The sequence below is a fragment of the Actinomyces sp. Z16 genome (assembly GCF_003111765.1).
Classification (GTDB): domain Bacteria; phylum Actinomycetota; class Actinomycetes; order Actinomycetales; family Actinomycetaceae; genus Actinomyces; species Actinomyces glycerinitolerans.
Genome location: NZ_CP027862.1, coordinates 1,453,673 through 1,480,013, shown reverse-complemented (window position 1 = coordinate 1,480,013; position 26,341 = coordinate 1,453,673). Strand labels below are relative to the sequence as shown.

The following is a 26,341-nucleotide window of genomic DNA, read 5'->3' as shown; positions in this document are numbered from 1 at the left end:
GATGACGATTCCTATTCTCTGGCGCCCACGCCCGCGTGGGTTACGGCCGTGGGCCTGGTGGTTGCGCCGGCGGCGGCGCTGTGGGTGGTGGTGGCGCCCGACGGCGATACGGTGACGACCTGGACGCCGGAGTCGGTCAGCGCGGTGATCTGGGCGGGGTCCCCCGCCGCGTCGGTCCATACGGTGGACACGGCCGAGGCGGGCAGCAGCGGTACGGGCCCGTGTCCGCCGAGCTTCTCGGACTCGGTGACGACGACGACGTGCTCGGCCCGCTCGGCCAGCGCCCGTACGGCGGTGGCGCGCAGGTAGTCGCGTGCGGTGAAGCCGAGCCGGGCGGTGAAGCCGTCGGTGCCGACGAAGAGCCGGTCGACCAGGAACTGCTGCGCGCACAATTCGACCATGGGGCCGACCATGACGCGTGAGTCCGGCTGCTGCTCACCGCCCAGGAGGATGACCCGCGTGGCCGGGAAGGCGCGCAGCCGATCGGCGATGAAGGCCGAGTTGGTGATGATCGTTGTGCCGGAGTGCTGAGTGGCGATCTGCTCGGCCAGCAGCGTGCAGCATGAGCCGGCCTCCACCATGACGGTCTCGCCGTCGTGGACGGTGCCGGCCGCGGCCCGGGCGATGCGCGCCTTGTCAGCGTAGTGGTAGGCGAGGCGGCCGGCCGGGTCATCCGCGGAGACCAGCACGGCGAAGCCGCGCTCTCGGCGGATCAGGCCGCACGATTCCAGCGCGTCCAGGTCCTTGCGGATGGTGACGGCGGAGACCTCGGCCAGCTGCGCGAGCTCGGTGACGGCAACGCGCCCGGCGGCGACGATCGCCTCAAGGAGGGTGGTCTGACGGCTACTCATGGGTTCCATACCCCCTTTCCTACCGTACGCAACTGTGAAGTGCTTCGTTTGAAGCGTTGACACCACGATAAACGAACGACTCACTTCAAGCATAGGTCTTTGGTCCTTCGTTCGTAAGTTATACTAGTTTCGAACGAAAGGAACTGGGGTTATGACCTCGCACCCGCTTGCCGCGCCGTTCGCCTCACCGCACGAGGCGGCCCATCGGCCGGACAACACCGCAGTGGTGTTCAACATTCAGCGGTTCTCGCTGCACGACGGGCCGGGCATTCGCACCGTCGTGTTCCTCAAGGGCTGCCCCCTGGCGTGCCCCTGGTGCGCCAACCCCGAGTCCATCAATCCCGGCATCGAGCAGCTCCTCGATCCCACCACCGGTGAGGTGACCCCCGCGGGCAGGACGCATACGTTGGCGGAGGTACTCAAGGAGTGCGAGGCCGACCGGCCGTTCTTCGAGGAGTCAGGCGGCGGCGTCACGCTGTCGGGCGGCGAGCCGATGATGCAGCACGTCTTCGCGACGGAGCTGCTCCAGGAGCTGCAGCAACGCGGCATACATACGGCGATGGAGTCGACGGGGCACGTGGCGCCACGCGTGTTCGACCGGGCGTTGGATCACCTCGACTATCTGCTCATTGACGTCAAGCACCATGATCGCGACGCGCACAAGCGGTGGACCGGCGGGTACAACGATCTGCCGTTGCGCAACCTGTCCCGCGCTCTCGAGCGCGGCATCCGCACGCAGGTGCGCATCCCCGTCATTCCCGGCGTCAACGACGCTCTCGACGACGCCACCGCCTTCGCCGACCTGCTGCGCTCGCTCGGGGTCGAGCGCGTCCAGCTGCTGCCCTTCCACCAGTTCGGCGAACGCAAGTACACGCTACTGGGACGTCCCTACCGCATGGCCGGAGTCCCGGCTTTGCACCCCGAGGATCTGGTGGATTACCGCGCTGCCATGGTGCACGCGGGCATCGAAGCGTTCTTCTGACTCCCCGGCTCGCCGTCCACGCGCTCCGCGACTCAGTACAGGATGGTGGCCAGCTGGCGGCGGGCCCGAGCCACCTCGGGAGCGGTAGCACCGATGACCTCGAACAGCTCCAGCAGACGCAGGCGGGCCCGCTCGCGCTCATCATCACCGGCGTGTGCACGCACGGCCTCCAGGGCGCGTCCCAGGCAGGCGTTCACGTCCCCCAGGGCGAGGGCCGCGTCCGCCCCGGCCAACTGGGCATCCAGGTCCGCGCCGGGAGCGTCGGCCGCGGCCAGCAGTGCAGCCGGGTCCTGCCCGTCCATGCGGGCAAGCATGCGCACCTGACTGCGGGCGGCCTTCAAGTCGTCGTCGGCGGGCGAGTTGGCGATCGCGTGATCGTAGACAGCCTCGGCCCCGGCCCAGTCGCCGCGTTCGATCGCCTCGCGCGCCTCCCGCTCAACCTCGGTCTCCTCCGGCTCTGCCGGCTCCGGCTGCGCCGAGGCGTCGACGGCGATACGGCCGTCCACGCCGTTGCGGGCAGCGACCTCGAGCAACTGGTCGAGCAGGGCGCGCAGCTGCTCCTCGGGGGCGCTGCCCTGGAACATGGGCACCGGCTGCCCGGCGATCAGGGCGACCACCGTGGGCACCGCCGTCGCCTGCAGGGCCTGAGCCACCTCGGGGGCGGCGTCCACGTCCACGCGGGCGAGCTGGAAGCGGCCGCCGTACTCGCCGGCCAGGCGCTCAAGCAAGGCCGCCAGGTCGGTGGAGGCCTGAGAGCGCGGGGTGTGCAGCACCACCACAACCGGCACGCGGGCGGAGCCCTCGGCGATCTCACGCAGGTTGGCGGCGTCCAGGTCGACCACGAGCGCGCCCGCGCCGCCGCTGCCCGCGGCCGGCGCCGCCGTACCGGCGGCGGGGGCGGGACTGGTCCCCTGCTTGGGTGCGAGGGAGGACAGGTCGACGGCACCGAACATGCTCATGGTGTGCCTTTCCCGGGCTGTGCCCGCATGGCTTGCTGGCTTTGGTTACGAACGGGAGCGTAGTCCTCCACCGGGCGGCCCGACGCACCCGTTCGCCCGGGGCGTCAGCCCTCCGCATCCTCCTCGGCGGGCGCCTGGGAGTCGTCGCGGGACACGGAGGCCAGCACCAGGTCCATGCCCAGGGCGGTGGGGGTGGCGTCCTCGGCGTCGGCCGCCGGGATGAGAAAGGCGATCATGACGTCGTAGTTGGCGGTGACGGTGCCGACCACGTCCTGGTCGTCCCCCATCAGCGCACCGACCGTGCTGTCTGCGAGTGACAGCGTGGACCCGGCAACCGTCTTCTTGTAAACGGTGGTGAAGCTCAGCGTCGTCATGGTGATCACGCCGCCGTCGGCGGTACGCAGGCTCTTGAAGCCGTCAGAGCCGGCCTCGGCGGTCACGCTGACCTCACCGGCCTCAGAGAGGTCGACCGCCCGTTCGGCGGCAATGCGCTGGCGCAGAACGTCATCGGCGAAGGCCTTGCCGTTCTCGCCGTCGGGGTCGTTCAGGGCGTCCACATAGGCGTCGAGCACGTCCTGCGGACTGGCCGCCAGGTCGGTGGCGTCATCCGCGGCGATCTGCTCGGTGCCGATGGCGGGGGCATAGGTAGACGGGATCTCCACGCCGGCAAAGAACTGAGTCCAGCCCCACAGCTGGTAATTCTCACGGGCGGAGTCCTGGGTGAGGGCGAGCAGGTAGCCCTGCTCGTCGTCGGCGAAGTCGGTGATGGCCAGCGCCGTGCGCGGGAAGTCGTTGGCCAGGGCGACGGTTCCCGCCTGGCTGGTGGTGGTGAAGGTGTGCACGAAGCTGTCATCCTCGGTGGCCGAGGCGACCTGGTACTCCTCGCCGCGCACGCGGGCGGCCGGGCCGGTGAGGTAGCCGGCCAGCGCGTCGGCGTTCTTGTCCGCATCCGCCGCGTCCAAGCCGACCTGGACACGTTCGAGGACGGCGGTGAGGCGGTCGGAGTCGAGCACCGGCTGCGGCGTGGGCGTACCGGTGGCGGCATTGGTGGGCACATCCTGGGAGCAGGCGGCCAGGGCGGCGGCGAGCGCGGTCGCGGTCGCTCCCGTGAAGAAGGCGCGGCGGCTAGTGATCATGCTTGGTGCTCCTCGTCGGACTCGTCGGTGTTCGCGTCGGCGGCCGTCCCGTCCTCGACGGCGGGCATTTCCTCCGTCTCGGGGGAGGCGGTCTCCTCCTCGCCGGCGACGGCGAAGGGCTCCGTCTCATCCAGTTCACGGGCGGAACGGTGGGCGGCGGTGGTCTCGGCATCCAATCCCGGGACGACGGCGCTGCCGCGGGCGGCCCCGGAGGCCTCCACGGCGTCCGCGGATAGTTCCTCGGGCTCGGGGGCGGGCGCCTGCGGCACGGCGGGGGCCTGCACGCCGCCGACGTAGACGGCTCCGGTGCGCGGGTCGACCCACTCCTCACCGGCCGCCTCGGCGCGCTCCTTGTCTCGCTGCTCGCGGCGGGTGAGCGGACGGTTCGGATCGCCGATCTGCGGGATACCTACGGTGGCCACCGAGTCGGCCTGGGCGATGCGAGCGGCCCGCTCGGCGGCGCGGGCGCGTCGCTGTTCATCGGCGCGGCGCGTTTGAATGTCGATCAGGAACAGGAACACCCCCACCAGCAGCAGCAGGCCGCCCACGATCAGGCCGGGAATCAGCCAAGGAGTGGACACGTGCCGCGGCCATGCCAGCGTCACCTGCGGGGCGGTGGAGGCGCCGTCGGTGGCCACCAGTACCGCCAGGTCGGAGCCGGCGGTGTCCAGTTCGAGAGTGGCCGAGCCGGTCCCGGTCTCGGTTTTGATCCACAGATCGGAGTCGGCGGGATCGGCGTCGCTGTTCTCCAGCACGGCGCAGCCGTCCGCATCCGTCGTCGCCGTCGCAGTAGCCTCAGCGGTGGGCGCGGCGGAGGCCTCGGCGGTTGCGGTGGGGGTGGCCTCCTCGGGGCAGGAGGTGGTGACCGCCGTGGACTCCAGCGTGTCCCAGTCGGTCAGGCCGGTCACCAGAATGTAGGGGTCCGAGGCGAGCCAGGCCTTGATGTCTTGTACGTGGCCGACCGCGATCAGCACCGGCTGGTCGGCGGAGGCGGCGGTAGCGGTTACCTCGACGTCGGACTCCACGAGGCTGAGCACGCCCTGCTCGGTGACGACGTAGTGCTGGTCGGGACTCTGGGCGAGGCTGGCCCGGGCAGTTGAGCTCGGACGCCACACGGTGGCGGAACAGACTGCCAGGACTATGGCGATCAGGCCGAGAACGGCAATGATCACGCTCAGCATCCGTCGATTCACGACGCGGTTCTCCTCGAACTGGGGGACATGGACCCGCCGACGTGGCCGGCGGGTGTGCGCGACTCGCACCGACGCCACGAGGACGACGTTTGAGGCGGCCGGACGTCAGAATCCCATGACCGCCGCCGGTTCGCACCGGTCTCGGCGAAAATCACAGGTTGCTGCGCCATGAGCAAAAGCCTAGGGCAAAGACCCTCCCCGCGCCGGTTGTAGGGCGTGGACGCGCCGATTTGCCGGGTGTTTTGCCGTCCCGGGAGGCGGAATTGCCCACGCCCCGGCGAGCCGCGCGAAAGCGCCGGGAATGTACCGATTCCGCGCGGATTGCCCAGGGGCTACGCTTGGACGGTGGGCCGTCCCGACCCGGCCCAGGAGGAGATTTGACGTGGCCGAGGACACCGAAGAGTTCGCCATCACCATGCGCGGGTACGACCGTGCGCAGGTGGACCAGCGACTGGAAGCGCTCAACCGCCAGCTGCAGGACGCGCGCCGGGAGGTCGCCAACCTCGATCAGCGGGCGATGACCCTGGCCGGTGAACTCGCGGAGGCGCAGCGTCGCCTGCGGGAGGCGGACAAGCCGACGTACGCGGGCCTGGGATCACGCATCGAGCAATTGCTGCGCAGCGCCGAGGAGCAGAGCGCCTCGGTGCTGTCCAAGGCCAATGCGGAGGCGAACGCGCTCCTGACCCGCACGCGCGCCAACGCCGCGAATCTGTCCGAACGCTCCTCCTCCGAAGCCGCCGCGCTGATTTCGGACGCCCGCCGCGAGGCCGCGGAGTTGCGTACCCGCTCCGAAAGCGAGGCGGAGACCACACTGTCCAATGCGCAGGCGCGTGCCGATGAGCTGGTCGGGTCCGCCGAGCGCCGGGCCGCCCAGCTCGCCGCCGAAGCCGAGTCGGCCGCCACCGAATTGCGTGCCACGGCGGAGCGGGAGGCGCAGGTCGTGCGCGCGGAGGCGAACAAGTCCGCGGCAGAGTTGGCGATCTCCTCCGAGCGCGAGGCCGCCGGGGTGCGCGAGGCCGCCGCTCAGGAGGCCGAGGAACTGCGCGGTTCCTCCTCCGAGCAGGCCGAGTCCACGCTGACCGCTGCCCAGGAGGAGGCCCGGCTCACCGTCGAGAAGGCACGCGCCGAGGCTGAGAAGCTACTGTCCACGGCACGCCGCGAATCGGAGGAATTGCGCCGTTCCGCCCAGGCCGATGCGGAGGCCGCACGTGCCGAGGCCGCCGAACTGCGCCAGCAGGCAACTTTGGATGTGGCCGCCGCGCACGAGGCCGCCGCCCAGGAGGATGCCGCCGCGCACGAGTCGGCACGCGCCCGTATCGCTGAGATGCAGGAACAGGCGCAAACGCAGGCGGCGGACGCCGAGGCCCGGCTACAGGAGGCGCTCGAACGCGCCGAGGCCGTGCGCGCACAGACGGATCAGTCCGCACAGGAGCGCCGTGCGGAGTCGACCCGGCAGGCGGAGGAGATCCTGCGGCAGGCCCGTGAGGAGGCCAAGCAGCTGGTGGAGGACGCCCGCGCCGATGCGGATGCCGAGAAGTCCGCGGCCGCTCGAGACGTGGAGGAACTGGAGCGCCAGCGTGACTCCGTGGCCAGCTACCTGGAGGAGATGCGCGGCGTGCTCGGCAACGTACTGCCGCCGGCACCGGTCTTCTCCGATGTCATCACCGAGGCCTTGAGCAGTGACGATGCCGCCGCGGTTGGGGAGGTGCAAGCGGATGCGCCCGCCGACGGCGGAGCGCCGGCCGCTGACGACGCCGAGCCAAGTGCGGTCGCACCGGCGTAATCGCCCGTCTCTGGGCCCCGGCCGTCGACCGGGGCTCAGGGCCAGGCGCGGCGCACCAACTCGAGCGTGTCCTTAAGCGACATGCCCAGGGAGTGCATGGTGGTGACGAAGCGCAGCGCCTCCCGCTCACCCGCGACCCCGGACTGATCACGCACGAAGGTTCCACGCCGGCCACGGCCCTCGATGTAGCCCTGAACCTCGAGTTCGCGGTAGGCCTTCGCCACCGTGTTGACGGCGATGTCCAGTTGGGTGGCGAGCGCGCGCGTGGGAGGCAGACGGGTGCCCGCAGGGAGTGTGCCTGCGGCGATGTCGGCACTGACCGCCGCACAGATCTGGGAGAAGACGGGCTCTGCGGAGACGGGATCAAGGTGGATGTCGAGCCGGGCGGTGCGCGGCATCGGTGCCGGCCGTACAGCCGATTCGGGAGGGCGCTGCGGAGGCTGAGTGGGCGTGTTCATGCCTCTAGTGTGCGGCAACCCGGCGGGCAACACCACAGCTCTTCCGGCGGCTCGTAGGCTACGAGCATGGCTCACGCGGACCCCGACTTCTCCCCCGACCACCCCGCAGCGGCTGTCCCGGATGCGGCGAGTGCGGCGTTGTCGCCAGGCGCGCAGGATGCGGACTGGGCGCGGCGGCGTCGCGACGCGGCGGCCGAGCGGGCACGCATGCTGCAGGCACGGCAGGCGGCGGAGCACCAGCGGGCCGCACGGATCGTCGCCCTGTTCATCGCGGTGGCCGAGGCGGAGGGGCTGGAGGCGACCCCGCTGCGAGTGCGGGGCTATGGCGGCGGATCCGCCCGCACCCCGCTGACCGGTTGGTACCTGCGCCAGGACCAGTCGGTGGCGATCGACACCACCGGCCGCTTCTACATCCTCACCCGGCCGTTGAGTGTGCGTGATCGGCTGCTCGGAGTGACGCCGGCCGACGAGCCGGTGCCCATGACCATTGGCGAGGGCGGCCGTGACGGCGACATCGTGCCCCTGCGCACCGCCCTGGACCGGCTACTGCCGGGATGGGAGGAGCGCTCCCCCGAGCCGCTGGCCTGACCGGCATCCGACCACCGGGCCGCTCACCACAGGTGACGGTCCCAGCAGGAGGTGTGCCAGTGACGGCGCTCCTCCAGGCCACGGTCGGGCCCGAACAGGGACTCGTTGGACCAGGCCACGATATGGGGCGTACCGGCGGCGATCGTCTGGTTGCAGCCGGGGCAGATGTAGGTCTTGGCTCTGCCGCGCACGCGCCGCACCGTGAACTCCGCTCCCCCGGGACCGGTCTGGGTGCGCGGCAACGACTCCAGTCGGCCCATGTCCAGCGGCCGATGCCCGGCCGCGTAGGGGCGCTTGGAACTGCGGGATCCTCGGCGTGCCATGGCACGACTGTAGCGCGGGCGCTCTCAGCCCTTTACGGTGTTGACGGCGATCTGTCCTTCCTTGGTGGAGATGCGCTGGAGCCAGTTCTTGCAGCCGGGTGACGAAGGTCGGCGGGGTAGAGCAGCGGCCCCGGCTTCCGCAAGGAGCCGGGGCCGCTGACTGTTGGCGCAGGTGTGGGTCAGATCAGGCCCATGCCGGCGACGGCGTTCTTCTCATCGACCAGCTCTGCGGCGGAGGCGTCGATCTTGGCGCGGGAGAAGTCGTCGATCTCCAGGCCCTGGACGATCTTCCACTCGCCGTTCTCGGCGGTGCAGGGGAAGGAGGAGATGACGCCCTCGGGTACGCCGTAGGACCCGTCGGACATGACCGCGGCGGAGGTCCACGCCGAGGTGGTGCCCAGGCACCAGTCGCGCACGTGGTCGATGGCGGCGGAGGCGGCGGAGGCCGCGGAGGAGGCGCCGCGGGCCTCGATGATGGCGGCACCGCGCTTGGCGACGGTGGGAATGAAGTCGTTCTCCACCCACTCGCGGTCGGCCAGGATGTCCGTGATCGGCTCGCCCTTGATGGTGGCGTGGGTCAGGTCGGGGTACTGGGTCGAGGAGTGGTTGCCCCAGATGGCGACCTTGTCGATGTCGGAGACGTGGCAGCCGGCCTTGGCGGCGAGCTGGGCCAGGGCCCGGTTGTGGTCCAGGCGGGTCATGGCGGTGAAGCGGGAGGCCGGGATGTCGCCGGCGTGGGAGGCGGCGATGAGCGCGTTGGTGTTGGCGGGGTTGCCGACCACGAGGACCTTGATGTCGTCGGCGGCGCCGGCGGCAAGCGCCTCGCCCTGGGGACCGAAGATGCCGCCGTTGGCGGAAAGCAGGTCAGAGCGCTCCATACCGGCCCGGCGGGGCATGGAACCGACCAGGAAGGCGATGTTGGCGCCCTCGAAGGCCTGCTTGGGGTCGTCGAAGATGTCGACGGAACCAAGCGTGGAGAAGGCCGAGTCGAACAGCTCCATGGCCGTGCCCTCGGCAGCCTTGACAGCCTGCGGGATCTCGAGCAGGCGCAGGTTGACGCGCTGGTCGGGGCCGAGCAGAGCACCGGAGGCGATGCGGAAGAGCAGCGCGTAGCCGATGTTGCCGGCAGCGCCGGTGACGGTGATGTTGACGGGGGCGTTGGCCATGAAGGACTCCTTCGAGACAGTCAGTTGGGCCGCGGGGGCCGTTGACCAAAGCCTATGCCGTAGCGCGTACGAAGACTTGGGACGATGGCCGGAGCGGCCGCCGCGCATGGGGAGATCTGGGCTACATCCCGGCTCGGGAGGTTCAGTGGCTGACGGCGTTGGGGCCGGCCGCGGCCGCGGAGGCCTCGAGCTCCTCGGCGCTGACCACGCCGTCGACACTGACCCGGTCCAGGTACTTCATGCCGTCGAAGGCGAGTTCGCGGGTGTTCTCCGGATCACCCTCGGGACCGATGCGGCCGTGGGCGAGCCGGTCGACGACGATCGCGATGGCACCGTCTCCGGTGACGTTGGTGGCGGTGCCGAAGGCGTCCAGTGCGATGTAGGTGGCGATCATGAGCGCCACCTGGGCGTCGTTGAAGCCCAGCATGCTGGACAGCAGACCGGTGGCGGCCATGATGGCGCCGCCGGGCACGCCCGGGGCGGCCACCATGGTGATGCCGAGCATGAAGATGAAGCCGATCCACTGTGCGGCCGACACGGACAGCCCCTGGGTGAGGGCGATGGCGAATGCGAAGGCGAAGATCTTCGAGGTGGAGCCGGCCAGGTGGATGGTGGCGCACAGCGGCACGGTGAAGGAGGCGACGGCGTCGGCCACGCCGTTCTTGCGAGCCTGCCGCAGGGTCACCGGGATGGTGGCGGCGGACGAGGAGGTGCCCAGGGCGGTCAGGTACGCGGGCAGCATGGTGACCAGGGCCTTGAAGGGATTCCGGTGTCCGACGGCACCGGCCACCAGGTACTGCACCCCGAGGATCACCACCTCCAGCAGCAGCACGACCACGACCACCCGCAGCAGGGTGCGCATGATCGCCCAGGCCTCACCGGTGTAGGTGAGGTTCAGGAAGATGCCGAAGATGTGCAGGGGCAGCAGCGGGATGATGATTCGTTCGATCAGGGCGGTGATGATGGCGCGGAACTCGATGAAGCCCTTGCGCAGCACCCCGCGCGGCACCATGGACAGGCCGATGCCGACCACGAAGCTGAGCAGGAGTGCCGTCATCACGCTGACCGCGGCCGGCATCTCCACGCTGAAGTAGGTCTCCAGGGCGCTGCCGGGCTCCTCGACGTCGGTCAGCGTCGTACCGCCCAGCACGCGGGGCAGTGTGGCCGCGCACGCCAGGTAGGTGACGAAGCCGGCGAACAGGGTGGAGCTGTAGGCGATCGCGGCGGTGATGGCGAGCCAGCGGCCGGCGCCGCGCCCCAGATCGGCGATGGCGGGGGTGACCAGGCCGATGATGATCAGCGGGATGGAGAAGCTCAGGAACTGGCTGAACAGGTCGGAGAAGGTGGCGAATATCCGTCCGATCGGCACGGGCACCAGGTGGTTACCACCGATCTGGATGGAGCCGAGCAGCAGGGCGAGGATGATGGCGGCCAGCACCCACACCAGGATGCCGCCGCGGGCCAGGAAGCGGCGGACGGGCCCCGGGGACGCCTGCCCGGCGCGAGCTTCGGGATGCGGGGATGGGTTGCTCATGTACTGCCTTTCGGCTGGATGGGGCGGTCGGGGACCGCTGGTCGGCGGCAGAATGCCACACTCGCCCGCGCCCGCGCGCACCGGTACCGCCCAGTGACCCGGTTCCGCCCGGCAGTAGGCGGTCGGGCTCACGGTTCTACCGTTTCAGCGCACGCGCGGCAGGTTCGCGTAATAGGACAGGGCGAACAGGCCGACGGCGAGCAGCAGCCCGAAGACGACGTCGAAGGCGCGCCCGCGGGCCGCGATCCAGGTGCCGTCGGGGCGCTGGAGCCGGATGATGGCCAGGGCCAGCACCTCCGCCCCGAGCCAGATGACGGCCAGGCGCCGGTGGCCCAGCAGGGACAGTGCGGGCACGGCCGCCAGCCAGGCGGCGACGGCGACCACCGCCAGGGTGCGGTAGGGCTGCTGCCGCTGGGGACAGTCGTCCACGGCGTCGCCCCTGCGCGGGCCGACGGCGGGAGCATCGGCAGATTCACCGGTCGGCGGCACGCCGTCAACCGCCCCGTTCTGGTTGCTCACGGCCGCTACCTTAGCGCCTCCACCGGCCCTCTGCCCGCGTCTACTCACCCCGCATCCCGCCGCCCGGGTGCGGCGGGATGCGGTTGGGTGTGATGGCGTCAGTGGGCGAAGTGCCGGGTGCCGGTCAGATACATGGTGATGCCGGCGGCCTGGGCGGCGGCGATGACTTCCTCGTCGCGGATGGAGCCTCCGGGCTGGACCACGGCGCGCACGCCGGCGTCGACGAGCACCTGCAGGCCGTCGGCGAAGGGGAAGAAGGCGTCCGAGGCGGCCACGGAGCCGCGGGCACGCTCGGGGGCGGGAGCTTCGGCGCCCTCGGTGCCTGCGGCGTCGGCGGCCGCGTCCCCGGTGGCGCGGGCGCCCAGGGTGTTGGCGCGCTCCACGGCCAGCTTGCAGGAGTCCACCCGGTTGACCTGCCCCATGCCCACCCCGACGGTGGCCCCGTCGTGGGCCAGCAGGATGGCGTTGGAGCGCACCGCGCGCACGGTGCGCCAGGCGAAGGCGAGGTCGGCCAGGGTGGCCTCGTCCGCGGCTTCGCCGGACACCAGCGTCCAGCCCGTGGGCGTGTCGCCGGGCGCGTCGATGGCGTCGCGCTCCTGGACCACGGCACCGCCGGAGATCTGCTTGACCTCCCAGCCGCCGCGGGCGGGTGGGGCAACCACCAGGATGCGCAGGTTCTTCTTGGTGCTCAGGATCTCCAGGGCCTCGTCGTCGTAGGCGGGGGCGGCGATCACCTCGGTGAAGATGGGCTTGATCTGGCGGGCCATGGTGGCGGTGACGGTGGCGTTGGTGGCGATGACGCCGCCGTATGCGGACACGGGGTCGCAGGCGTGAGCCTTGCGGTGCGCCTCGGCGACGTCGCCGGCGGCGGATACGGCCACGCCACAGGGGTTGGCGTGCTTGATGATCGCCACGCAGGTGGCCTCACCGTGGTCGTAGGCGGCGCGTACGGCGGCGTCGGTGTCGGTGTAGTTGTTGTAGCTCATGGCCTTGCCGGACAGCTGTCGGGCCCCGGCGACGCCCTGCCCGGGAGCGGCGCCGACGGCGGTGTACACGGCGGCCCGCTGGTGCGGGTTCTCCCCGTAGCGCAGTGGGTTCAGCAGTGTGTAGGCGTCTCCCACGTAGGCGGGCATGGCGGGCGCCGACTCGTCGGCCTGAGCGGCGGCGTCTGCCGCGAGTTGCTGGGCGAACCAGGAGGCGACGGCGGCGTCATAGGCGGCGGTGTGGGCGTAGGCGGCCGCGGCCAGGGCGCGGCGCTGGGCCAGGCTGAAGCCGCCGTCGGCCACCGCGTCGGCCACCTCCCCGTAGCGGGCGGGATCCACCACCACCGCAACCGAGGGGTGGTTCTTGGCGGCGGCGCGCACCATGGCGGGGCCGCCGATGTCGATCTGCTCCACGCAGGCATCGAAGTCGGCGCCGGAGGCGACCGTCTGGGTGAAGGGGTAGAGGTTGACCACCACCAGGTCGATCGGCGCGACCTCGAGTTCGGTGAGCTGAGCCAGGTGCTCGGGCTTGCGGCGGTCGGCGAGGATACCGGCATGGATGCGCGGGTGCAGGGTCTTGACGCGCCCGTCCAGGCACTCGGGGAAGCCAGTGACGTCCTCCACGACGGTCACGGGCAGGCCGGCGGCGGCGATGGTTGCGGCGGTGGAGCCGGTGGAAATGATCTCGACGCCGTGGCGGGCCAGGGCGGTGGCCAGCTCGGTCAGGCCGGTCTTGTCGTATACCGAGACCAGGGCGCGGCGGATCGAGACGCGCCCGGCGGCGTCGGCCTGGGCGGCGGGGCTGGCGGGTGTGGAGGGGGTCTGGGTGGTCACGGGGGCTCCTTGTGCCGGTGTCGGCGGGACGCCCAGGCGGGCGACGTCCCGTTTTGGGATACCGATGTCCGGCCGGCCGCTCCCCGGTGGTGCCCCACCCTCGCCAGTTGCGGCCGGGGCCAGCCTACCGCCTGTCGGTGCGTGTTTTCAGGTGCTCCCGGGCACTGCCGACGGCCGCGCTGGTGGCGGCGGCGGTCGCCTCCACGCCGCGGCGGGTCAGCGCGCGGGTGCGCGGGTGGGGCAGCACGGCCACCAGGCCCGCGCCCACCAGCACCATCAGGGCGACGATCACCGCCACGTAGCCGACGCGCGGGCCGACCTCGGCCATGCGCCCCGGCCCGATCTGCCCGGAGGCGGCCAGGCCCACCAGCAGCACGCCGACGCCGAGCAGCGCCGTGACCGTCGCCGCTGTCGCCGCCGCCTGCCGCAGCGGCAGCTCGCGCAACACCACCCGGTGCCGCCACGCCACTATGCCGGCAGCCACCGCAATCACGAACGGCAGGGCGCCGCCCCAGGTGCCGACGGCAGCGGTCGGCAGCCCACCCAGGAGCGGCAGCGCCGGCACGGCCCCGGCGAGCACACGGGTGGGCGAGAACACCGAGCCGGCGCCCACCACGAATCCGGGGCCGGTCAGCCAGGACAGGGCCCACACCATCCAGGTGGGCAGCCAGCCCAGTTGCAGCGCCACCAGGCCCACCGTCGCCGCCAACGAGCCGCCGGCGACGGCGTCGTGCAGCCGGGCGACCCGACCCGACCCCGCGATCAGGCCCGCCAACGCCACCACCGCGGCCAGCCCCAACAGCACCAGCGCCAGTTCGCGGGCGATACCCAACGCCGCCCCGAGCCACCGGGGGCGCCGTTCCTGCCAGGCGGCCGGCGCCGGCCAGCCCCGGCCGGAGCGCTGCAGGTAGCCGGCGGTGACGGCGGCATTCAGGACGGTCACCCCGATCACCGCGGTCCAGGTGCGGGAATCGGCGGGGTGGGTGGCGACGGCGATCAGCAGCGCCGTCAGGGTGGCGGCAAGCACCGCGATCGCGCCGGCGGCGGGCCCGCTGATCCGGGCCCGGCGCACGGAGGATCGGGTCAGCCACGCCTGCAGCAGCGTCAGCCCCAGCAGCGGCAGGCTGAGCGTGCCGTAGTCGCCGTCGGGGCTCCCCATGGCGCCGCCGAAGCCGAGGCTCCAAATGCCGGTGCCCGTGCGCAGCACGCCGCCCAGGGTCAGGGCCGCGGCGGCATCGCGGGAGGAGTCGACCAGGTACAGGACGAGGGTGGGCAGGACCACGACGCCCCAGCCGAGCGCCACCGCCTCCACGCCTGCGCGCACGGCCAGCGGCCAGTCGGCGGGCAGGGTCGGACGCCGGGAGCCGCCCGGCGTCGGCGGGGGCTGTCGGTGCAGCCGGTCCCTAAGGTTCATGCCCGCATCTCCATCCTGTTCAGGGGCGTACCTCCCGACGGCGTCGGGCTGATCGGCACCGACACTAACCCGGTCCGGAGGGTGGGGCGCGCTAGGACACGGGCGGACGCGGGGACGAGCTCCTGGCTGTACCCGGGCGAACCGGGCCAACCGCGCAGCCAAGGTAAACAAGGTGTGAACGAGCCCGGGCGAGCCTGGGGCATGCGGCGCGGACCACACTAGAATCGGGGTCAGCACCAGGCACCGGACGCCCACGGAAGGACCCACGATGGCTAACGACGCGCTCATCAGTACTTCGACCGGCCCCGCTGACGCAGCCGGTACTCCCCCCGCCTCCCCCAGCGATGAGCCCGTGCGCATCGGCGTGCTCACCTCTGGCGGTGACGCGCAGGGCATGAACGCTGCCGTGCGCGCCGTCGTACGGACCGCGCTGCGCATGGGCGCACAGCCGTACGCGGTCATGGAGGGCTGGTCGGGCGCCGTGGCCGGCGGGGATGGGATACGCAAACTGGAGTGGGACTCGGTCGGCTCCATCCTGCACCGCGGCGGCACCATCATCGGCACCGCCCGCTCGGCGGAGTTCCGCGAGCGCGCCGGGCAGCTGGCGGCCTGCCGCAACCTGCTGGAGCATGACATCGACCGGCTGGTGGTGATCGGCGGGGACGGATCCCTGACCGGCACCAACGAGTTCCGTAAGAACTGGCCGTCCCTGGTGGCCGAGCTGGTCGAGCGCGGGGACATCACCGAGCAGACGGCGGCCGCGCACCCGGTGCTCATGGTTACCGGGCTGGTCGGTTCGATCGACAATGACCTGGTGGGCGCCGACATGACCATCGGCGCCGACTCCGCCCTGCACCGCATCCTGGAGGCGATCGACGACATCTCCTCCACCGCCGCCTCCCACCAGCGCACCTTCATTGTGGAGGTGATGGGTCGGCACTGTGGCTACCTGGCGCTGATGGCGGCCGTGGCCGGAGGCTGCGACTACGTGCTCGTGCCGGAGCTGCCGCCCGCCGAGGGGTGGGAGGAGGACATGTGCCGCAAGCTCGCCAAGGGCCGGGAGGCGGGGCGCCGCGAGTCCATGGTGATCGTGGCCGAGGGGGCCACCGACCGCTCCGGCAACCCCATCACCGCCGACGACGTCAAGCGGGTCATGGCGGAGCGCCTCGGCGAGGAGGCCCGCGTGACCATCCTCGGTCACGTGCAGCGAGGTGGTAAGCCGAGTGCCTACGACCGCTGGATGTCCACCCTGCTGGGTTGCACCGCCGCGCGCGAGGTGGTGCTGGCCACCGCGGAGAGCGAGCCGGTGATCATCGCCGAGCGGCACAACCGCATTAGGCGTCTGCCCATGATGGAGCAGATCCGCGCCACCCGGGCCGTAAAGGACCTGGTGGCGGCCGGCGACTACCGGGGCGCGGTGGCGGCCCGCGGCTCCAGCTTCGAGCAGATGCTGGGGATCTTCGAGACCATGTCCACCCCGCCGGAGTTGGACCCGGCAGCAGAGGACACGCTGCAGGGTGCCGGCCGCGCCCGGCGGGTGGCGATCGTGCACGCCGGCGGGCTGGCGCCGGGCATGAACACGGCGGCGCGCGCCGCGGTGCGCCTGGGCCTGGACCACGGCTTCACCATGCTCGGCGTGTACGGCGGCTTCCCGGGTCTGCTGGACGGGAACGTGCGCGAACTGTCCTGGGACGACGTCGAGGGCTGGGTCGGCGACGGCGGCGCCGAGCTGGGCACACGCCGGGATATCCCCACCATTGAGCAGCTGTACGCGCTGGGGCGAACGATCGAGTCCAATCAGATCGACGCCCTGCTGATCATCGGCGGTTTCAACGCCTACCTGGCCGCGCATGAGCTGGTCACCGAGCGGGATCGCTACCCCGCCTTTAAAATCCCCATGATCTGCGTGCCCGCATCCATTGACAACAACCTGCCCGGCTCCGAGCTGTCGGTCGGGGCGGACACGGCCCTGAACAGCGCCGTGGGCGCGCTGGACGCGATCAAGCAGTCGGCGGCCGCCTCGCGTCGCTGCTTCGTGGCGGAGGCGATGGGCCGCCGCTGCGGCTACCTGACCCTGATGAGCGGCATAGCCACCGGCGCGGAGCGGGTGTACCTCAACGAGGAGGGGCTGACGCTGAAGAAGTTGGCCCAGGACTCGGCCCGCATGGTGGAGTCCTTCCGCTCGGGCCGCAAGCTCTACCTGGTGATCCGCAATGAACGGGCCAGCGAGAACTACACCCTGGACGTGCTGGCGAAGATCTTCTCCGAGGAGAGCGAGGGCCTGTACGACGTGCGGCAGGCGCAGATCGGTCACCTGCAACAGGGCGGCGACCCGACCGCCTTCGACCGCATCATGGCCACCAAGCTGGTGGCGCACGCGCTGGACCTGCTATCCGACCAGTTGGACGCCGGCACCTATCACTCCAGCTATGTGGGGCTCGTGGAGGGGCGGATTACTCACCACCGCCTGGAGCACATGGATGAGGAACTGGACCTGACCGCGCGCCGCCCGCTGCACCAGTGGTGGATGGGCCTGCGCGACGCCATCGGCCTGGTCAACAAGGACCTGGGGGTGATTCCCCCGCAGGAGGTTCCCGACTTCGGCCAGACGGTCACCCAGGCGGCCTCCGCCGGGGAGACGGACTGAGGGGCCGGCAGTGTTGAGAGCGTCTCCGGCCGGTATGGCTTCGGGCATGATGCGGATATGGTGACAATCGCCGATGTCGCGCGGCACGCTGGTGTCTCGCCAAAGACTGTGTCAAATGTGCTCAACGGATACCGGTATCTGCGTCCCGAGACCAAGGAGCGTGTGGAGAAGGCGATTCAGGAGCTGGGGTACACGGTCAATCTTGCGGCACGGGGCCTGCGACGCGGTCGCACTGGGATGGTTACGCTGGCGGTGCCGGATCTGCGCGACCCCTACCTGGCGGAGCTCTCGGGGGAAGTCATTCACGCGGCCGAACGCAGAGGGGGCCGCGTACTGGTGACGCAGACGGACGGCCAACGCGAGCGCGAAATCGACGTCCTACACGGACCCAACCGACACTTCACCGACGGAACTATTCTCAGTCCTCAGGCCCTCGGCTCGGAAGACTTGGAGCAGTACCAAGTCGACTTCCCGCTGGTGTTGTTGGGCGAGCGCGTCGATCCGCCTGATTTGGACCGGGTGACTCTGCCGAACGTGGCCGCCGCGCATGCCCTGACCGCCTACGTGCTCAGCCTGGGCTGTCGCAGAGTGGCGCTTCTGGGCTGCGCGCCGGGTACCGACCACGGCTCGGCTCCACTGCGTGAACGCGGTTTTCGCGCGGCTCATACGGAGATGGGTCTTGAGGTCGATGAACGTCTGTTGCTTTCGGAGTCGACCTGGCGCCTGCCTCAGGGTACCCAGAGAATGAATGCCTTTATCGACTCGGGGATTCCCTTCGACGCCGTGGTGGCGATGAATGACGCCCTGGCAATTGGCGCCTTACACAGCTTCCGAGCGCATGACATCCGAGTGCCAGACGCCGTGAAGGTGGTGGGAATCGATAACATTGAGGATGCTTCCTTCACCAGCCCGACCCTCACGTCCTTATCCGTGGATCACCGGGAGTTCGCGAGAGAGGCCATCCGCCTGTTGATGATGCGGATCGACGAGCACCATCGCGATCCCGCCCTGCCCCGTCAACCCAGGGAGCTTATCCAGCCCGCCTTCCATATCGAGGTGCGGCAGTCCACCGGAGGAGTACCCGCGGACGCCAACACCCTCGACGATTCTGGTACCGGTTCGGTTTAAGTGTCGCGAAGCGTCAAATGATTTCGAGTTGAGTCAGCCTGGCCCCGGTTGGGAATCGCAAGCTGACGGCCTCGACGTTATGTACCCCCGCCGGCGACGTAGGCAGCCCGATCACCCGCGTTTCCTCGGGCCAGCGAAATACCACCCGGCGTTTGACGGCCCCGGACCACGCCCCGTCTTCACGGACGGCTATTTCCACATCAACGCTGCCGGTTCCGGTTAGAGTGGCGACCCGTGCCGCCTCAGGACGATCCAACTCCACCTCCAGTCGCGTGTCGGGCGGCAGCACGGTCTCGGTATCTGCAGAGTCGTCTACGAGAGCAACAGCCCCCGGCACTGTCGAACGCAGGTTCTCGGAGTGCGCCTTGTCCCGCTGATATTCGTGTTCGTCGCTGGTCATCGACAACCGGCGGTCGCCAAGCCCCAACTGTGGGGTTGGGAGCAAACACGAACCAGGACATGCACGTCGGCGTGCAGTGTGGAGGCGTCTACTACCGGAGCAGTGAGTGGGTGTCCGTTGACCTCGACGCCTGCGATGTACTTGCCATCACCCTCTCGGGTTATTGACAGGACACTGCCGTCACGGCGCGTCCAGCGCACAGCGGCCAGCTGCGGCGGGGTGACAACAAACTTCCCCGAACCCACGTCGAGCGGGTACAACCCCATGGCCACAAGGAGCCACCAGGCACTGAACTCGCCGTTGTCCTCGTCTCCCGGCCACCCCTGCCCGATGCGTCCACCGTTGAATAGATAATCGAAAGCGTCAGTCAGGACCTCAGCGGCTCGATCGGGCCGATCGGAGTGCAGATACATGAAGGGCACATGGTGGGCAGGCTGATTCGAGACCGCGAACTGTCCCATGCCGATAGCCCGAGCCTCCGTCATCTCGTGGAGGATATGCCCGTAAGTCCCGCGTTGGGATACGGCCGCCTTCTCCGGATCTTGGAAGTAGTCATCAAGCTTTCTTCCCAGTGCGGCGGGCCCGCCCAGGGCGTTGGCCAGCCAGGCGGCGTCGTGAACCGGGGAGAAGGCCATTCCCCAGCCATTCGTTTCGGTGTATCCCCCGCCCCATTCACGAGGGTTGAAGTTCGCCGGGGCCACCTCCCACATACCGTCATCGCGGCGTTGACGGAGGAAACCGGAATCGGGATCGAAGAGGTTGCGCCAACGCAGTGAGCGGTTGATGAAATAGAACGCCTCTGCGAGCAGATCTGAACGTGCTTCCCCATCGGCGCGGTCGGCGAGTCGGCTCGCCCACCGCCCGATCGCAGCGTCGTCGATCGCATTTTGAACCGTCCAGCTCAGAGCCTCTGGAGTGGAGGAGTCCACCCAATCGCGAAAGCGCGCCGTCCGATTGCCGGCTCGGCCGACCTCGGTATGAGCCGGCGGCGTCATGGCGTTGCGCAGTGCGGACAGGTAGGCCACGTCCTGGTCGAAGTCGACGCCGTGTACGGCGGCGTCGGCGAAGATCACATCGGAATCCGTACCCACCATGCAGTCGATGAACCCGGGAGCGACCCATCTCCCCATCCACTCGCCATCTCGAAACAGCTGCAGCATCCCGTTAAGCAGCTTCCCAGCGAGTCCCGGCATCAGCAGGTGGTAGGCGGGCCAACTAGTCCGGTAGGTATCCCAGTACCCGTTGTTGACGTACAGCTCGCCGGGGAGCACCCGGCAACCGGTGACCGTGTCGGTGTGTTCACGCTCAAGCGGCAAAGCTACTGCTGCGTGCGCAATACGGGGCACGCGCTCACTCCCGGTGTTCTCGTGGGCGACATTGGGGTAGCACAGGAGCCGGTACAGGCTTGTATAGGCAGTCTCGCGTTGCTCCTCCGTGGCCCCGGGCAACTCGAGCGCGCCAAGCGGCTCCGCCCAGGCGGAGTGAGCCGCTTGGCGCAGGTCCTCGAAAGCGCGCCCCTCGGACTCGAGACTGAGGTTGTGCCAGGCCTGCTCCACTGAAATGAACGAGGTGGCCAGGCGAACCTCGTGCGTGCCCGCCGGCAGGGGAACGTGCGCAGCTTGGCTACGTACGTGACCGTCATCCTCAAACGCCGGAATCACCTCGCCTCCGCCATTGATCTCGCCGACGAAGAACACGCGTGGTGGGCTGGGATGCGATGGACGAACAACGTTTCCAGGAGCCCAGCCATGCAGCAGAACCCCCGTATCGGTGATACTGGTGTGCAGGCGCCCGTCGAAGGCCTGGTCGACGGTGATCCCGCCGGCACACGGCAAACAGATGCGGACCGCCGCGGTGCGGGCAGTCGCTGTCATCTCCAGCTCGATGCCGCCGTCAAGGCGCACCCGATAGTAATCGGGATGGGCGATCTCCTCCTCATGGCTGAAACGTAGTGCCCGACGCTGCGGGTCCAACACCGGGGCGTGCACGTAGGGCATGATCTGCATGGAACCGCGGTCACCGATCCAAGGACTGGGCTGATGACTCAACGCGACGGCTTCTAGGCGTGGATTCGGATCCCCGTGCCAGCGATAGAGCCAGCGTCGGGTGCGGGCGTTGGTCACTGGAGTAACAAAGTTCATGCCGTGCGGCAGGCAGACCGCCGGCAGGGTGCTGCCACGGGAGAAACCACGACCTGTATGAGTTCCCCTGGTGGTACGCACGTAGTCGACCACGTCCCGAGCTCTACGCGTCTGCGTGGAAGAGTCCCCGCCCACTACACGCGCCTGTATCCAACCGGCACCATGGTCCGCGAACGAGATCAGCCTCACCGCGCTGAGCGGCGTTCCGGACGGAAGAGCGTCGAGCGGTACTCGCCAGATATTCCACTGCTCGGGGATCAGCGTTGTGGCAGCCAAGTGCGCAGGACGCGGTGGGGGCACGGCAGTCAGATCGTGCCCGTTGTCGTCACACAGGTGCCGGAGTGCGCCCCGTCCATCGTCCGCACCCACACCCAGCAGGGTGGATGCCCTATCTGGCGCACCATCGTGCTGCAAGAGCAGCTGAGGGAACAGGGCTACCTCGAGAATCTCCCCCGCGACAGCAGGCCGATCGGGTAGGCCGATGCCGATCTCCCCGGGGCGAACAACCGTGTAAGCGCGCACTTCCCCCTCGAACAGCCCGCAACGCGGCGTTGAACTCGGCGGCGCACTCGGGCCACGGGACGCGGCGAAGCGGATGGCCTGTGGCGGCGCTGAGGGCGACATGGTGAAGTCTCTTTCCATCCGGGGGACATGCATGTACACTCATAGTACATCGTGGTACTACATCGCTGCACTACCTCGATGTACAAGGTGTCGTGACGCACCGTCGTTTGAGCTGCAAAGGAGCCTTAAATGTCGACACACTTCTTCCGCCCCTCACGTCGCGCCGTGCTCGCCTACGGCGGCTTCGCAACCGTGTCGGGCCTGCTGGCCGCCTGCGGATCATCGGGGGCGGGTTCATCAGGCGGCGGCTCCGATGCCAACAGCATCGAGATGTGGGCGCGTGGCGGCGCCACGACCGCCGATGCCTACGCCGAAATCGTCCCTGCGCTTGAGGAGGCAACCGGAGTCACCGTCAGTTTCTCGACGGTGGACAACTTCGGCCAGGAGCTTCAAAGCCGCGCCCAGTCCAAGAACCTGCCGGACCTGTGGATCAATGACGACGTACTGCTGGGCACCTACCAGCGTCAGGGCCTCCTCCGGGAGATCACCCTCGGCGACTACGCCGAGGCCTCCGGTATCGACGACGCCCGCTGGGCCGAGACTCAGATCGATGGCGGCGCCTACGCCGTGCCCTACTCCCGACAAACGATGGTCGACTGTTTCCGCTCTGACTGGCTGGAGACACTGGGCCTCTCGGTCCCAACCACCTGGGAGGAGTACGTGGCCTTTCTCGACGCAGCCGTCTCGGGGGACCCCGACGGTGACGGCTCGGCGAACACCTACGGCACCAACGTCGCCGGAACCGCCAAGAACGGCTACCTGGCCCGCTGGGCTATGAGCTATATCTGGCAGGGCGGCGGCTCGCTATGGACCGACAATGGCGACGGCACCTTCACCGTGGACACCACCTCAGAAGCTACAGTGTCAGCGATTCGCTGGATCCAGGATCTCTTCGCCGTCAGCGGGCGCGTCCAGCCAGGCGCCCTGACCGCCGACACCTCTGTATCCACCCCCTTCTTCGCCGAGGGCAAGGTCGGCCATACACTTACCGGCCCCTACCAATTCTCGGCAATGGACGAGGCACCCGGAAAAGACCTCTACGTCGTCGCCCCGGCGCCTGTCGGCCCACAGGGCGGCACAGTCCTTGCCGAGGGCGAGAACATCTATGTGTCTGCTGGCACCGAGAAGCTGGACGCCGTCAATAAGGTCATCTCCTGGTTCATTTCCGAGGAGGGCCAGACCACGTGCATGACCAACAGTAAGCAGCCGGTCGTGCGAGTTCCGGTCCGTTCCGATATGGATGCGGCCACGATCTACGACGACGAACGTTGGGGCGTCGTACAGGACAGCCTGGCGAACTCGTCCCAGGCCTTCCCCGCGGTTGCAGATGCTTCGGCAATCAAGCAGGTCATTGCCGAGTCACTCAACACCATCGTCGCCAGCCCGGAGCAGGATCCGGTGAACGAACTGGAGAACCTCAAGACCGAGTTGGAAGACGTCTTTGACGAGCTGGGGTTGCTGTGACGGCTCCAAGCGTTCATGCAAGCACACGTAGGAGACTGCCCACACCGAAGGCGACCACGGTCACCATGTGGCTCCTACTGGCGCCGGCGCTGCTGCTTGCCGTCATGTTCAAGTTCATCCCGCTGGCAGAAGGGATCTACTACAGCTTTCACAAGGTGACCCCTACCTGGGCAATACCTGGGTGGGCCTGGACAACTATGTCAAGGTGCTCAGTTCCTCCGGGTTTACCGCCGCTCTGGGACACACCGTCATCCTCGCACTGGTGCAGACCACGGGAAGCGTCGTAGGCGGCCTGTTGCTCGCGCTCGTTCTAGAGGGATCCGGCATCGGCTTGTGGCTCACGCGCACCGTTGTCGTCCTGCCGGTAGTGACCGCGACCGCCGTCATCGGTGAAATCTGGCGAATTATCTACTTCCCGGATCCGGGCGGCTTCCTCAACACCGTTCTGGGGTGGTTTCATCTCGGACCCTCCACCTTCCTGGACAGTCCGAGCACGGCGCTGATGTCAGTTGCCGCAGTGGGTATTTGGTCTGGCGCCCCGTACAACATGGTGATATTCCTCGCGGGCTTGGCGGGCATAGACAGGGACCTTTACGAGGCCGCCGCAGTCGATGGTGCCGGACGGTGGCGGCGCTTGTGGAGCATCGTTATTCCCAGCCTGCGCAGTTCGATGATCATCGTTCTGACGCTCGCTGCCATTCGTGCACTGGGTATCTTCACCGAGGTCTACGTGCTGACGGGCGGCGGCCCTGCCAATTCGACCACCACATGGATGACGCAGGTGTACACGCAGGGGTTCGACCGTAGCGACGTGGGTGTTGCCAGCGCCGCGTCCATTCTGCTGCTGGTTACGACGCTGACACTCACGATCATCGTACGTTGGCTGTCCGCGCGTAGGAGGGACTCATGAAACGCACTGATAAACCGACTCTCAGCCGGTTCGACTCGGCGCTGGGCTGGACCAGGAGCCCAAGCTCCAGAGTGACCCGGGTGCTGATCGCGGCGGTGCTGCTGGCCGTCTTCGGCGTCCCGTTCCTCACGGTCATATCCAGTGCCTTCAGCCACACCTCTGATCCGACTCAACTCGCGGTGTTGCCTACGGACCCTACGTTGGACAACTTCCGCGCGGCCGGCGAATGGGACCTTTACACCTACCTACGCAACTCCCTGATCATCGCCGGCGGCGGACTGCTGCTCCAGATGACGGCGTCGGTACTCGCCGGCTATGCACTGTCACGGCGCAGGTTCCGCGGGCAGGCACTGGTAATGATGCTGTTCCTCATGACCATGATGTTGCCCGAGGAAGTGATCGCGGTCCCGTTGTCCATCGTGCTGGGTGATCTCCCGTTGCTGGGGGTCAATCTCAAAGGCACCGTCTTCGCGATCATCCTGCCGGTGGGCATCTGGGGATTCTCAATCATGGTGATGACCGAGTTCATGCGGGACATCCCCGAGGAGATCTGCGAGGCAGCCAGGCTCGATGGGCTCAGCGAGATTGGTGTGCTGGGCAGGATCGTTCTGCCAATGTGCAAGCCCGCCCTGGGCGTCATCACCATCTTCGGATTCATTATGATCTGGAACCAGTATCTGCTTCCGCTAATCGCCTCCAACGGTCCAGGCTCATACACGATCACCGTTGCCATCGCCCTGCTACGGGATGATCCATCGGGGTCCACGGGCCTACTCGCGGCAGGATCGGTACTCGCACTAGTACCGAGTCTCATAGTGTATCTACTGCTGCAAAGCTCTCTGGTACGGGGAATCACCGCTGGGGCGGGGAAATAGGTGACGACGAACGGGGCCGGCCCATAGCGTTCACGCACCGAAAAGCTCCCCTGGCGGCACATCCTCACCTACCGGCGGTCGTCGACCGCCGGTAGGTAGGGTCATCCGGTGACCTCAGGTGCTTCCTCACACTCGCCCGCCGTGCCGTCCCACACCTGCGCGCGCCTGCTGGCGGCCGCACTCGTCTCCGGCGTGGCGGCGGGCCTGATAGGCATCGCCATGGCCTTCCTGCTGGAGGGCTTCGAATGGCTCTTCTACGGGGTCGGCGAGGGCACGCTCCCCCAGCGCGTGCAGGCGGCCGCCGCCTGGAGGCGGATCGCCGCACCGGCTGTCGGCGGGCTGGCCGCCGGCGCCCTGTGGTGGTGGGAGCGATCCACCGGCGGCGTCGTCGGCGTGGAAGCGGCGGTCGGGGACGTCTCCGGCCGGACCGGGCGCCACATGGGTCTGCTGCGCCCCTTCGCCGACGGCGTGCTCCAGGTGCTCACGGTGGGCGCCGGCAACTCTGTGGGCCGCGAGGGCGCACCTCGCCTCATGGCCGGAGCCGTCGCCGCCCGAGTCTCCTCACGACTCGGCCTGCAGCCGCGCACAGCCCGCACCCTGGTGGCCGCGGCCGCAGGCGCGGGCCTGGCGGCCATGTACAACGCACCCCTGGGCGGGGCCGCCTTCGCCGTCGAGATCACCATGCTGGCGGGCATGCGTCGCCGCGGCCTCTGGCTGGCCGTGCCGGTGAGCCTGATCGCCACGGTGGTCTCCTGGCTGCACTCGGGCGGGCGACCCACCTTTCAGGTGACCATGGGCGCGCCCGACACCGCGACACTGGTGGCGGCGTTGCCGGTCGCGGGGCTGGCCACGCTGTTGGGTGTGGGCGCACGGTCGTTGTGGAGGCGGTTCAAGGATCACCGACTGCCGGACACCTGGGCGCTGCCGCTGGGCATCGGGGCTGCCGGGCTGCTTACGGGGGCGGCCTCCCTGTGGCTGCCGGTGCTGCCCGGCAACGGCCGCGACGCCCTGGAGGCGGCACTGGTCTCCCCCGCCACCGCAGCCGCCCTGGCAAGCCTGCTCGGCGTCGTCGTACTCAAGCCGCTGTTGACCGGGATCACGCTGGGGGCGGGCGCCACCGGCGGGCTGCTGGCTCCGTCCTTCGCCCTGGGCGGCAGTGCGGGCGCGGCGGTGGCGGTCGCCGCGAACCTGGCCGGCTGGCAGGTGAGCATTCCGGTGCTGGCACTCGTCGGCGCCGGCGCCGTGCTGTCGATCACGCAGCGAGCGCCCGTGTTCGGCACGGTGTTCGTGTGGGAGCTCGCCCGCGGGCCGCTTTGGGTGCTGGCCCTGATGGCGGTGGTCTCCGTATGCTGCTGGTGGCTGACCTCGCCTCTGGGGCTGGGCAGACACATTCGACCTCGACGCCGGGGAGGCCCAGCAAGTTCCTGAA

Annotated in this window: 22 protein-coding genes and 1 riboswitch; of the genes, 9 read left to right on the top strand and 13 right to left on the bottom strand. The window is 69.0% G+C overall.

The window, feature by feature from the left end:
* Positions 1–11: 11 nt before the first annotated feature.
* The gene (locus C3B71_RS06120; protein ID WP_199912587.1) at positions 12–860 is read right to left on the bottom strand and encodes a DeoR/GlpR family DNA-binding transcription regulator; all 849 of its coding nucleotides are present in this window, start codon (positions 858–860) and stop codon (positions 12–14) included.
* Between the two features lie 142 nt (positions 861–1,002).
* Here C3B71_RS06120 and C3B71_RS06115 point away from each other — a divergent pair, with 142 nt between their 5' ends.
* On the top strand, positions 1,003–1,833 hold the full coding sequence (locus tag C3B71_RS06115; RefSeq protein WP_108966810.1) for a glycyl-radical enzyme activating protein: 831 nt from the start codon (positions 1,003–1,005) through the stop codon (positions 1,831–1,833).
* Between the two features lie 32 nt (positions 1,834–1,865).
* Here C3B71_RS06115 and C3B71_RS06110 read toward each other — a convergent pair whose 3' ends face one another.
* From C3B71_RS06110 to C3B71_RS06100, 3 genes are all read right to left on the bottom strand, one after another.
* Positions 1,866–2,792: a tetratricopeptide repeat protein gene (locus C3B71_RS06110; RefSeq protein ID WP_108966808.1), complete on the bottom strand. Its 927-nt coding sequence runs from the start codon at positions 2,790–2,792 to the stop codon at positions 1,866–1,868.
* A gap of 104 nt (positions 2,793–2,896) precedes the next feature.
* Complete coding sequence (locus tag C3B71_RS06105) at positions 2,897–3,928, bottom strand: hypothetical protein (RefSeq protein WP_108966806.1); 1,032 nt, start codon at positions 3,926–3,928, stop codon at positions 2,897–2,899.
* The gene (locus C3B71_RS06100; protein WP_139240667.1) at positions 3,925–5,121 is read right to left on the bottom strand and encodes a hypothetical protein; all 1,197 of its coding nucleotides are present in this window, start codon (positions 5,119–5,121) and stop codon (positions 3,925–3,927) included. Before C3B71_RS06100 ends, C3B71_RS06105 begins: the two co-directional genes overlap by 4 nt.
* Positions 5,122–5,503: 382 nt before the next feature.
* Between C3B71_RS06100 and C3B71_RS06095 the strand changes: the two genes are divergently transcribed.
* Positions 5,504–6,904, top strand: coding sequence for a hypothetical protein (locus C3B71_RS06095; RefSeq protein ID WP_073326970.1), 1,401 nt, complete (start codon positions 5,504–5,506; stop codon positions 6,902–6,904).
* A 35-nt stretch (positions 6,905–6,939) separates the two neighbouring features.
* On the opposite strand, the gene C3B71_RS06090 is transcribed toward C3B71_RS06095, so the two are convergent.
* Complete coding sequence (locus C3B71_RS06090) at positions 6,940–7,362, bottom strand: GntR family transcriptional regulator (RefSeq protein WP_234416143.1); 423 nt, start codon at positions 7,360–7,362, stop codon at positions 6,940–6,942.
* A 66-nt stretch (positions 7,363–7,428) separates the two neighbouring features.
* Between C3B71_RS06090 and C3B71_RS06085 the strand changes: the two genes are divergently transcribed.
* Positions 7,429–7,950, top strand: coding sequence for a hypothetical protein (locus tag C3B71_RS06085; RefSeq protein WP_234416141.1), 522 nt, complete (start codon positions 7,429–7,431; stop codon positions 7,948–7,950).
* A 23-nt stretch (positions 7,951–7,973) separates the two neighbouring features.
* Here C3B71_RS06085 and C3B71_RS06080 read toward each other — a convergent pair whose 3' ends face one another.
* From C3B71_RS06080 to C3B71_RS06055, 6 genes are all read right to left on the bottom strand, one after another.
* The gene (locus C3B71_RS06080; RefSeq protein WP_234416139.1) at positions 7,974–8,273 is read right to left on the bottom strand and encodes a hypothetical protein; all 300 of its coding nucleotides are present in this window, start codon (positions 8,271–8,273) and stop codon (positions 7,974–7,976) included.
* A 179-nt stretch (positions 8,274–8,452) separates the two neighbouring features.
* On the bottom strand, positions 8,453–9,439 hold the full coding sequence (locus tag C3B71_RS06075) for a malate dehydrogenase (RefSeq protein WP_073326974.1): 987 nt from the start codon (positions 9,437–9,439) through the stop codon (positions 8,453–8,455).
* 142 nt (positions 9,440–9,581) lie between these two features.
* Positions 9,582–10,973 carry a dicarboxylate/amino acid:cation symporter gene (locus C3B71_RS06070; RefSeq protein ID WP_073326976.1) on the bottom strand — a complete coding sequence of 464 codons (1,392 nt, stop codon included), beginning with the start codon at positions 10,971–10,973 and terminating at the stop codon, positions 9,582–9,584.
* 144 nt (positions 10,974–11,117) lie between these two features.
* The gene (locus C3B71_RS06065) at positions 11,118–11,492 is read right to left on the bottom strand and encodes a hypothetical protein (RefSeq protein ID WP_234416138.1); all 375 of its coding nucleotides are present in this window, start codon (positions 11,490–11,492) and stop codon (positions 11,118–11,120) included.
* Between the two features lie 98 nt (positions 11,493–11,590).
* Positions 11,591–13,309 (bottom strand): bifunctional phosphoribosylaminoimidazolecarboxamide formyltransferase/IMP cyclohydrolase, encoded by a 1,719-nt coding sequence (gene purH / locus C3B71_RS06060; RefSeq protein ID WP_108966804.1) that lies wholly within the window; start codon positions 13,307–13,309, stop codon positions 11,591–11,593.
* Between the two features lie 23 nt (positions 13,310–13,332).
* Positions 13,333–13,430, bottom strand: a riboswitch (ZMP/ZTP riboswitch).
* Between the two features lie 3 nt (positions 13,431–13,433).
* Positions 13,434–14,723 (bottom strand): cell division protein PerM, encoded by a 1,290-nt coding sequence (locus C3B71_RS06055; protein WP_108966802.1) that lies wholly within the window; start codon positions 14,721–14,723, stop codon positions 13,434–13,436.
* 268 nt (positions 14,724–14,991) lie between these two features.
* On the opposite strand from C3B71_RS06055, the gene C3B71_RS06050 reads away from it, so the two are divergent.
* Together C3B71_RS06050 and C3B71_RS06045 are read left to right on the top strand one after the other, a co-directional pair.
* On the top strand, positions 14,992–17,370 hold the full coding sequence (locus C3B71_RS06050; RefSeq protein WP_108966801.1) for a 6-phosphofructokinase: 2,379 nt from the start codon (positions 14,992–14,994) through the stop codon (positions 17,368–17,370).
* A 57-nt stretch (positions 17,371–17,427) separates the two neighbouring features.
* Positions 17,428–18,498, top strand: coding sequence for a LacI family DNA-binding transcriptional regulator (locus C3B71_RS06045; protein ID WP_073326980.1), 1,071 nt, complete (start codon positions 17,428–17,430; stop codon positions 18,496–18,498).
* 13 nt (positions 18,499–18,511) lie between these two features.
* On the opposite strand, the gene C3B71_RS06040 is transcribed toward C3B71_RS06045, so the two are convergent.
* Together C3B71_RS06040 and C3B71_RS06035 are read right to left on the bottom strand one after the other, a co-directional pair.
* Complete coding sequence (locus C3B71_RS06040; protein ID WP_108966799.1) at positions 18,512–18,898, bottom strand: hypothetical protein; 387 nt, start codon at positions 18,896–18,898, stop codon at positions 18,512–18,514.
* Entirely contained in the window at positions 18,895–21,663 is a 2,769-nt protein-coding gene (locus C3B71_RS06035; protein WP_234416137.1) for a GH92 family glycosyl hydrolase, read from the bottom strand. Before C3B71_RS06035 ends, C3B71_RS06040 begins: the two co-directional genes overlap by 4 nt.
* Before the next feature lie 129 nt (positions 21,664–21,792).
* Here C3B71_RS06035 and C3B71_RS06030 point away from each other — a divergent pair, with 129 nt between their 5' ends.
* The 4 genes from C3B71_RS06030 (at position 21,793) to C3B71_RS06015 (ending at position 26,340) form a co-directional block, all read left to right on the top strand.
* Complete coding sequence (locus tag C3B71_RS06030; protein ID WP_073326985.1) at positions 21,793–23,127, top strand: extracellular solute-binding protein; 1,335 nt, start codon at positions 21,793–21,795, stop codon at positions 23,125–23,127.
* Positions 23,128–23,308: 181 nt separating this feature from the next.
* Entirely contained in the window at positions 23,309–24,037 is a 729-nt protein-coding gene (locus tag C3B71_RS06025) for a carbohydrate ABC transporter permease (protein ID WP_199912586.1), read from the top strand.
* Positions 24,034–24,912, top strand: a complete 879-nt coding sequence (locus C3B71_RS06020) for a carbohydrate ABC transporter permease (protein ID WP_108966795.1) — start codon at positions 24,034–24,036, stop codon at positions 24,910–24,912. Before C3B71_RS06025 ends, C3B71_RS06020 begins: the two co-directional genes overlap by 4 nt.
* A 108-nt stretch (positions 24,913–25,020) precedes the next feature.
* Positions 25,021–26,340 carry a chloride channel protein gene (locus tag C3B71_RS06015; RefSeq protein WP_396027137.1) on the top strand — a complete coding sequence of 440 codons (1,320 nt, stop codon included), beginning with the start codon at positions 25,021–25,023 and terminating at the stop codon, positions 26,338–26,340.
* Position 26,341: the final 1 nt, after the last annotated feature.

Excerpts from the sequence above, each read along its gene's own strand:
- C3B71_RS06040 (WP_108966799.1), bottom strand. The coding sequence starts at position 18,898 with ATGACCAGCGACGAACACGAATATCAGCGGGACAAGGCGCACTCCGAG.
- C3B71_RS06035 (WP_234416137.1), bottom strand. The coding sequence starts at position 21,663 with ATGTCGCCCTCAGCGCCGCCACAGGCCATCCGCTTCGCCGCGTCCCGT.
- C3B71_RS06090 (WP_234416143.1), bottom strand. The coding sequence starts at position 7,362 with ATGAACACGCCCACTCAGCCTCCGCAGCGCCCTCCCGAATCGGCTGTA.
- C3B71_RS06070 (WP_073326976.1), bottom strand. The coding sequence starts at position 10,973 with ATGAGCAACCCATCCCCGCATCCCGAAGCTCGCGCCGGGCAGGCGTCC.
- C3B71_RS06120 (WP_199912587.1), bottom strand. The coding sequence starts at position 860 with ATGGAACCCATGAGTAGCCGTCAGACCACCCTCCTTGAGGCGATCGTC.
- C3B71_RS06075 (WP_073326974.1), bottom strand. The coding sequence starts at position 9,439 with ATGGCCAACGCCCCCGTCAACATCACCGTCACCGGCGCTGCCGGCAAC.
- C3B71_RS06110 (WP_108966808.1), bottom strand. The coding sequence starts at position 2,792 with ATGAGCATGTTCGGTGCCGTCGACCTGTCCTCCCTCGCACCCAAGCAG.
- C3B71_RS06050 (WP_108966801.1), top strand. The coding sequence starts at position 14,992 with ATGGCTAACGACGCGCTCATCAGTACTTCGACCGGCCCCGCTGACGCA.
- C3B71_RS06080 (WP_234416139.1), bottom strand. The coding sequence starts at position 8,273 with ATGGCACGCCGAGGATCCCGCAGTTCCAAGCGCCCCTACGCGGCCGGG.
- C3B71_RS06085 (WP_234416141.1), top strand. The coding sequence starts at position 7,429 with ATGGCTCACGCGGACCCCGACTTCTCCCCCGACCACCCCGCAGCGGCT.
- C3B71_RS06055 (WP_108966802.1), bottom strand. The coding sequence starts at position 14,723 with ATGAACCTTAGGGACCGGCTGCACCGACAGCCCCCGCCGACGCCGGGC.
- C3B71_RS06105 (WP_108966806.1), bottom strand. The coding sequence starts at position 3,928 with ATGATCACTAGCCGCCGCGCCTTCTTCACGGGAGCGACCGCGACCGCG.
- C3B71_RS06045 (WP_073326980.1), top strand. The coding sequence starts at position 17,428 with ATGGTGACAATCGCCGATGTCGCGCGGCACGCTGGTGTCTCGCCAAAG.
- C3B71_RS06115 (WP_108966810.1), top strand. The coding sequence starts at position 1,003 with ATGACCTCGCACCCGCTTGCCGCGCCGTTCGCCTCACCGCACGAGGCG.
- C3B71_RS06020 (WP_108966795.1), top strand. The coding sequence starts at position 24,034 with ATGAAACGCACTGATAAACCGACTCTCAGCCGGTTCGACTCGGCGCTG.
- C3B71_RS06030 (WP_073326985.1), top strand. The coding sequence starts at position 21,793 with ATGTCGACACACTTCTTCCGCCCCTCACGTCGCGCCGTGCTCGCCTAC.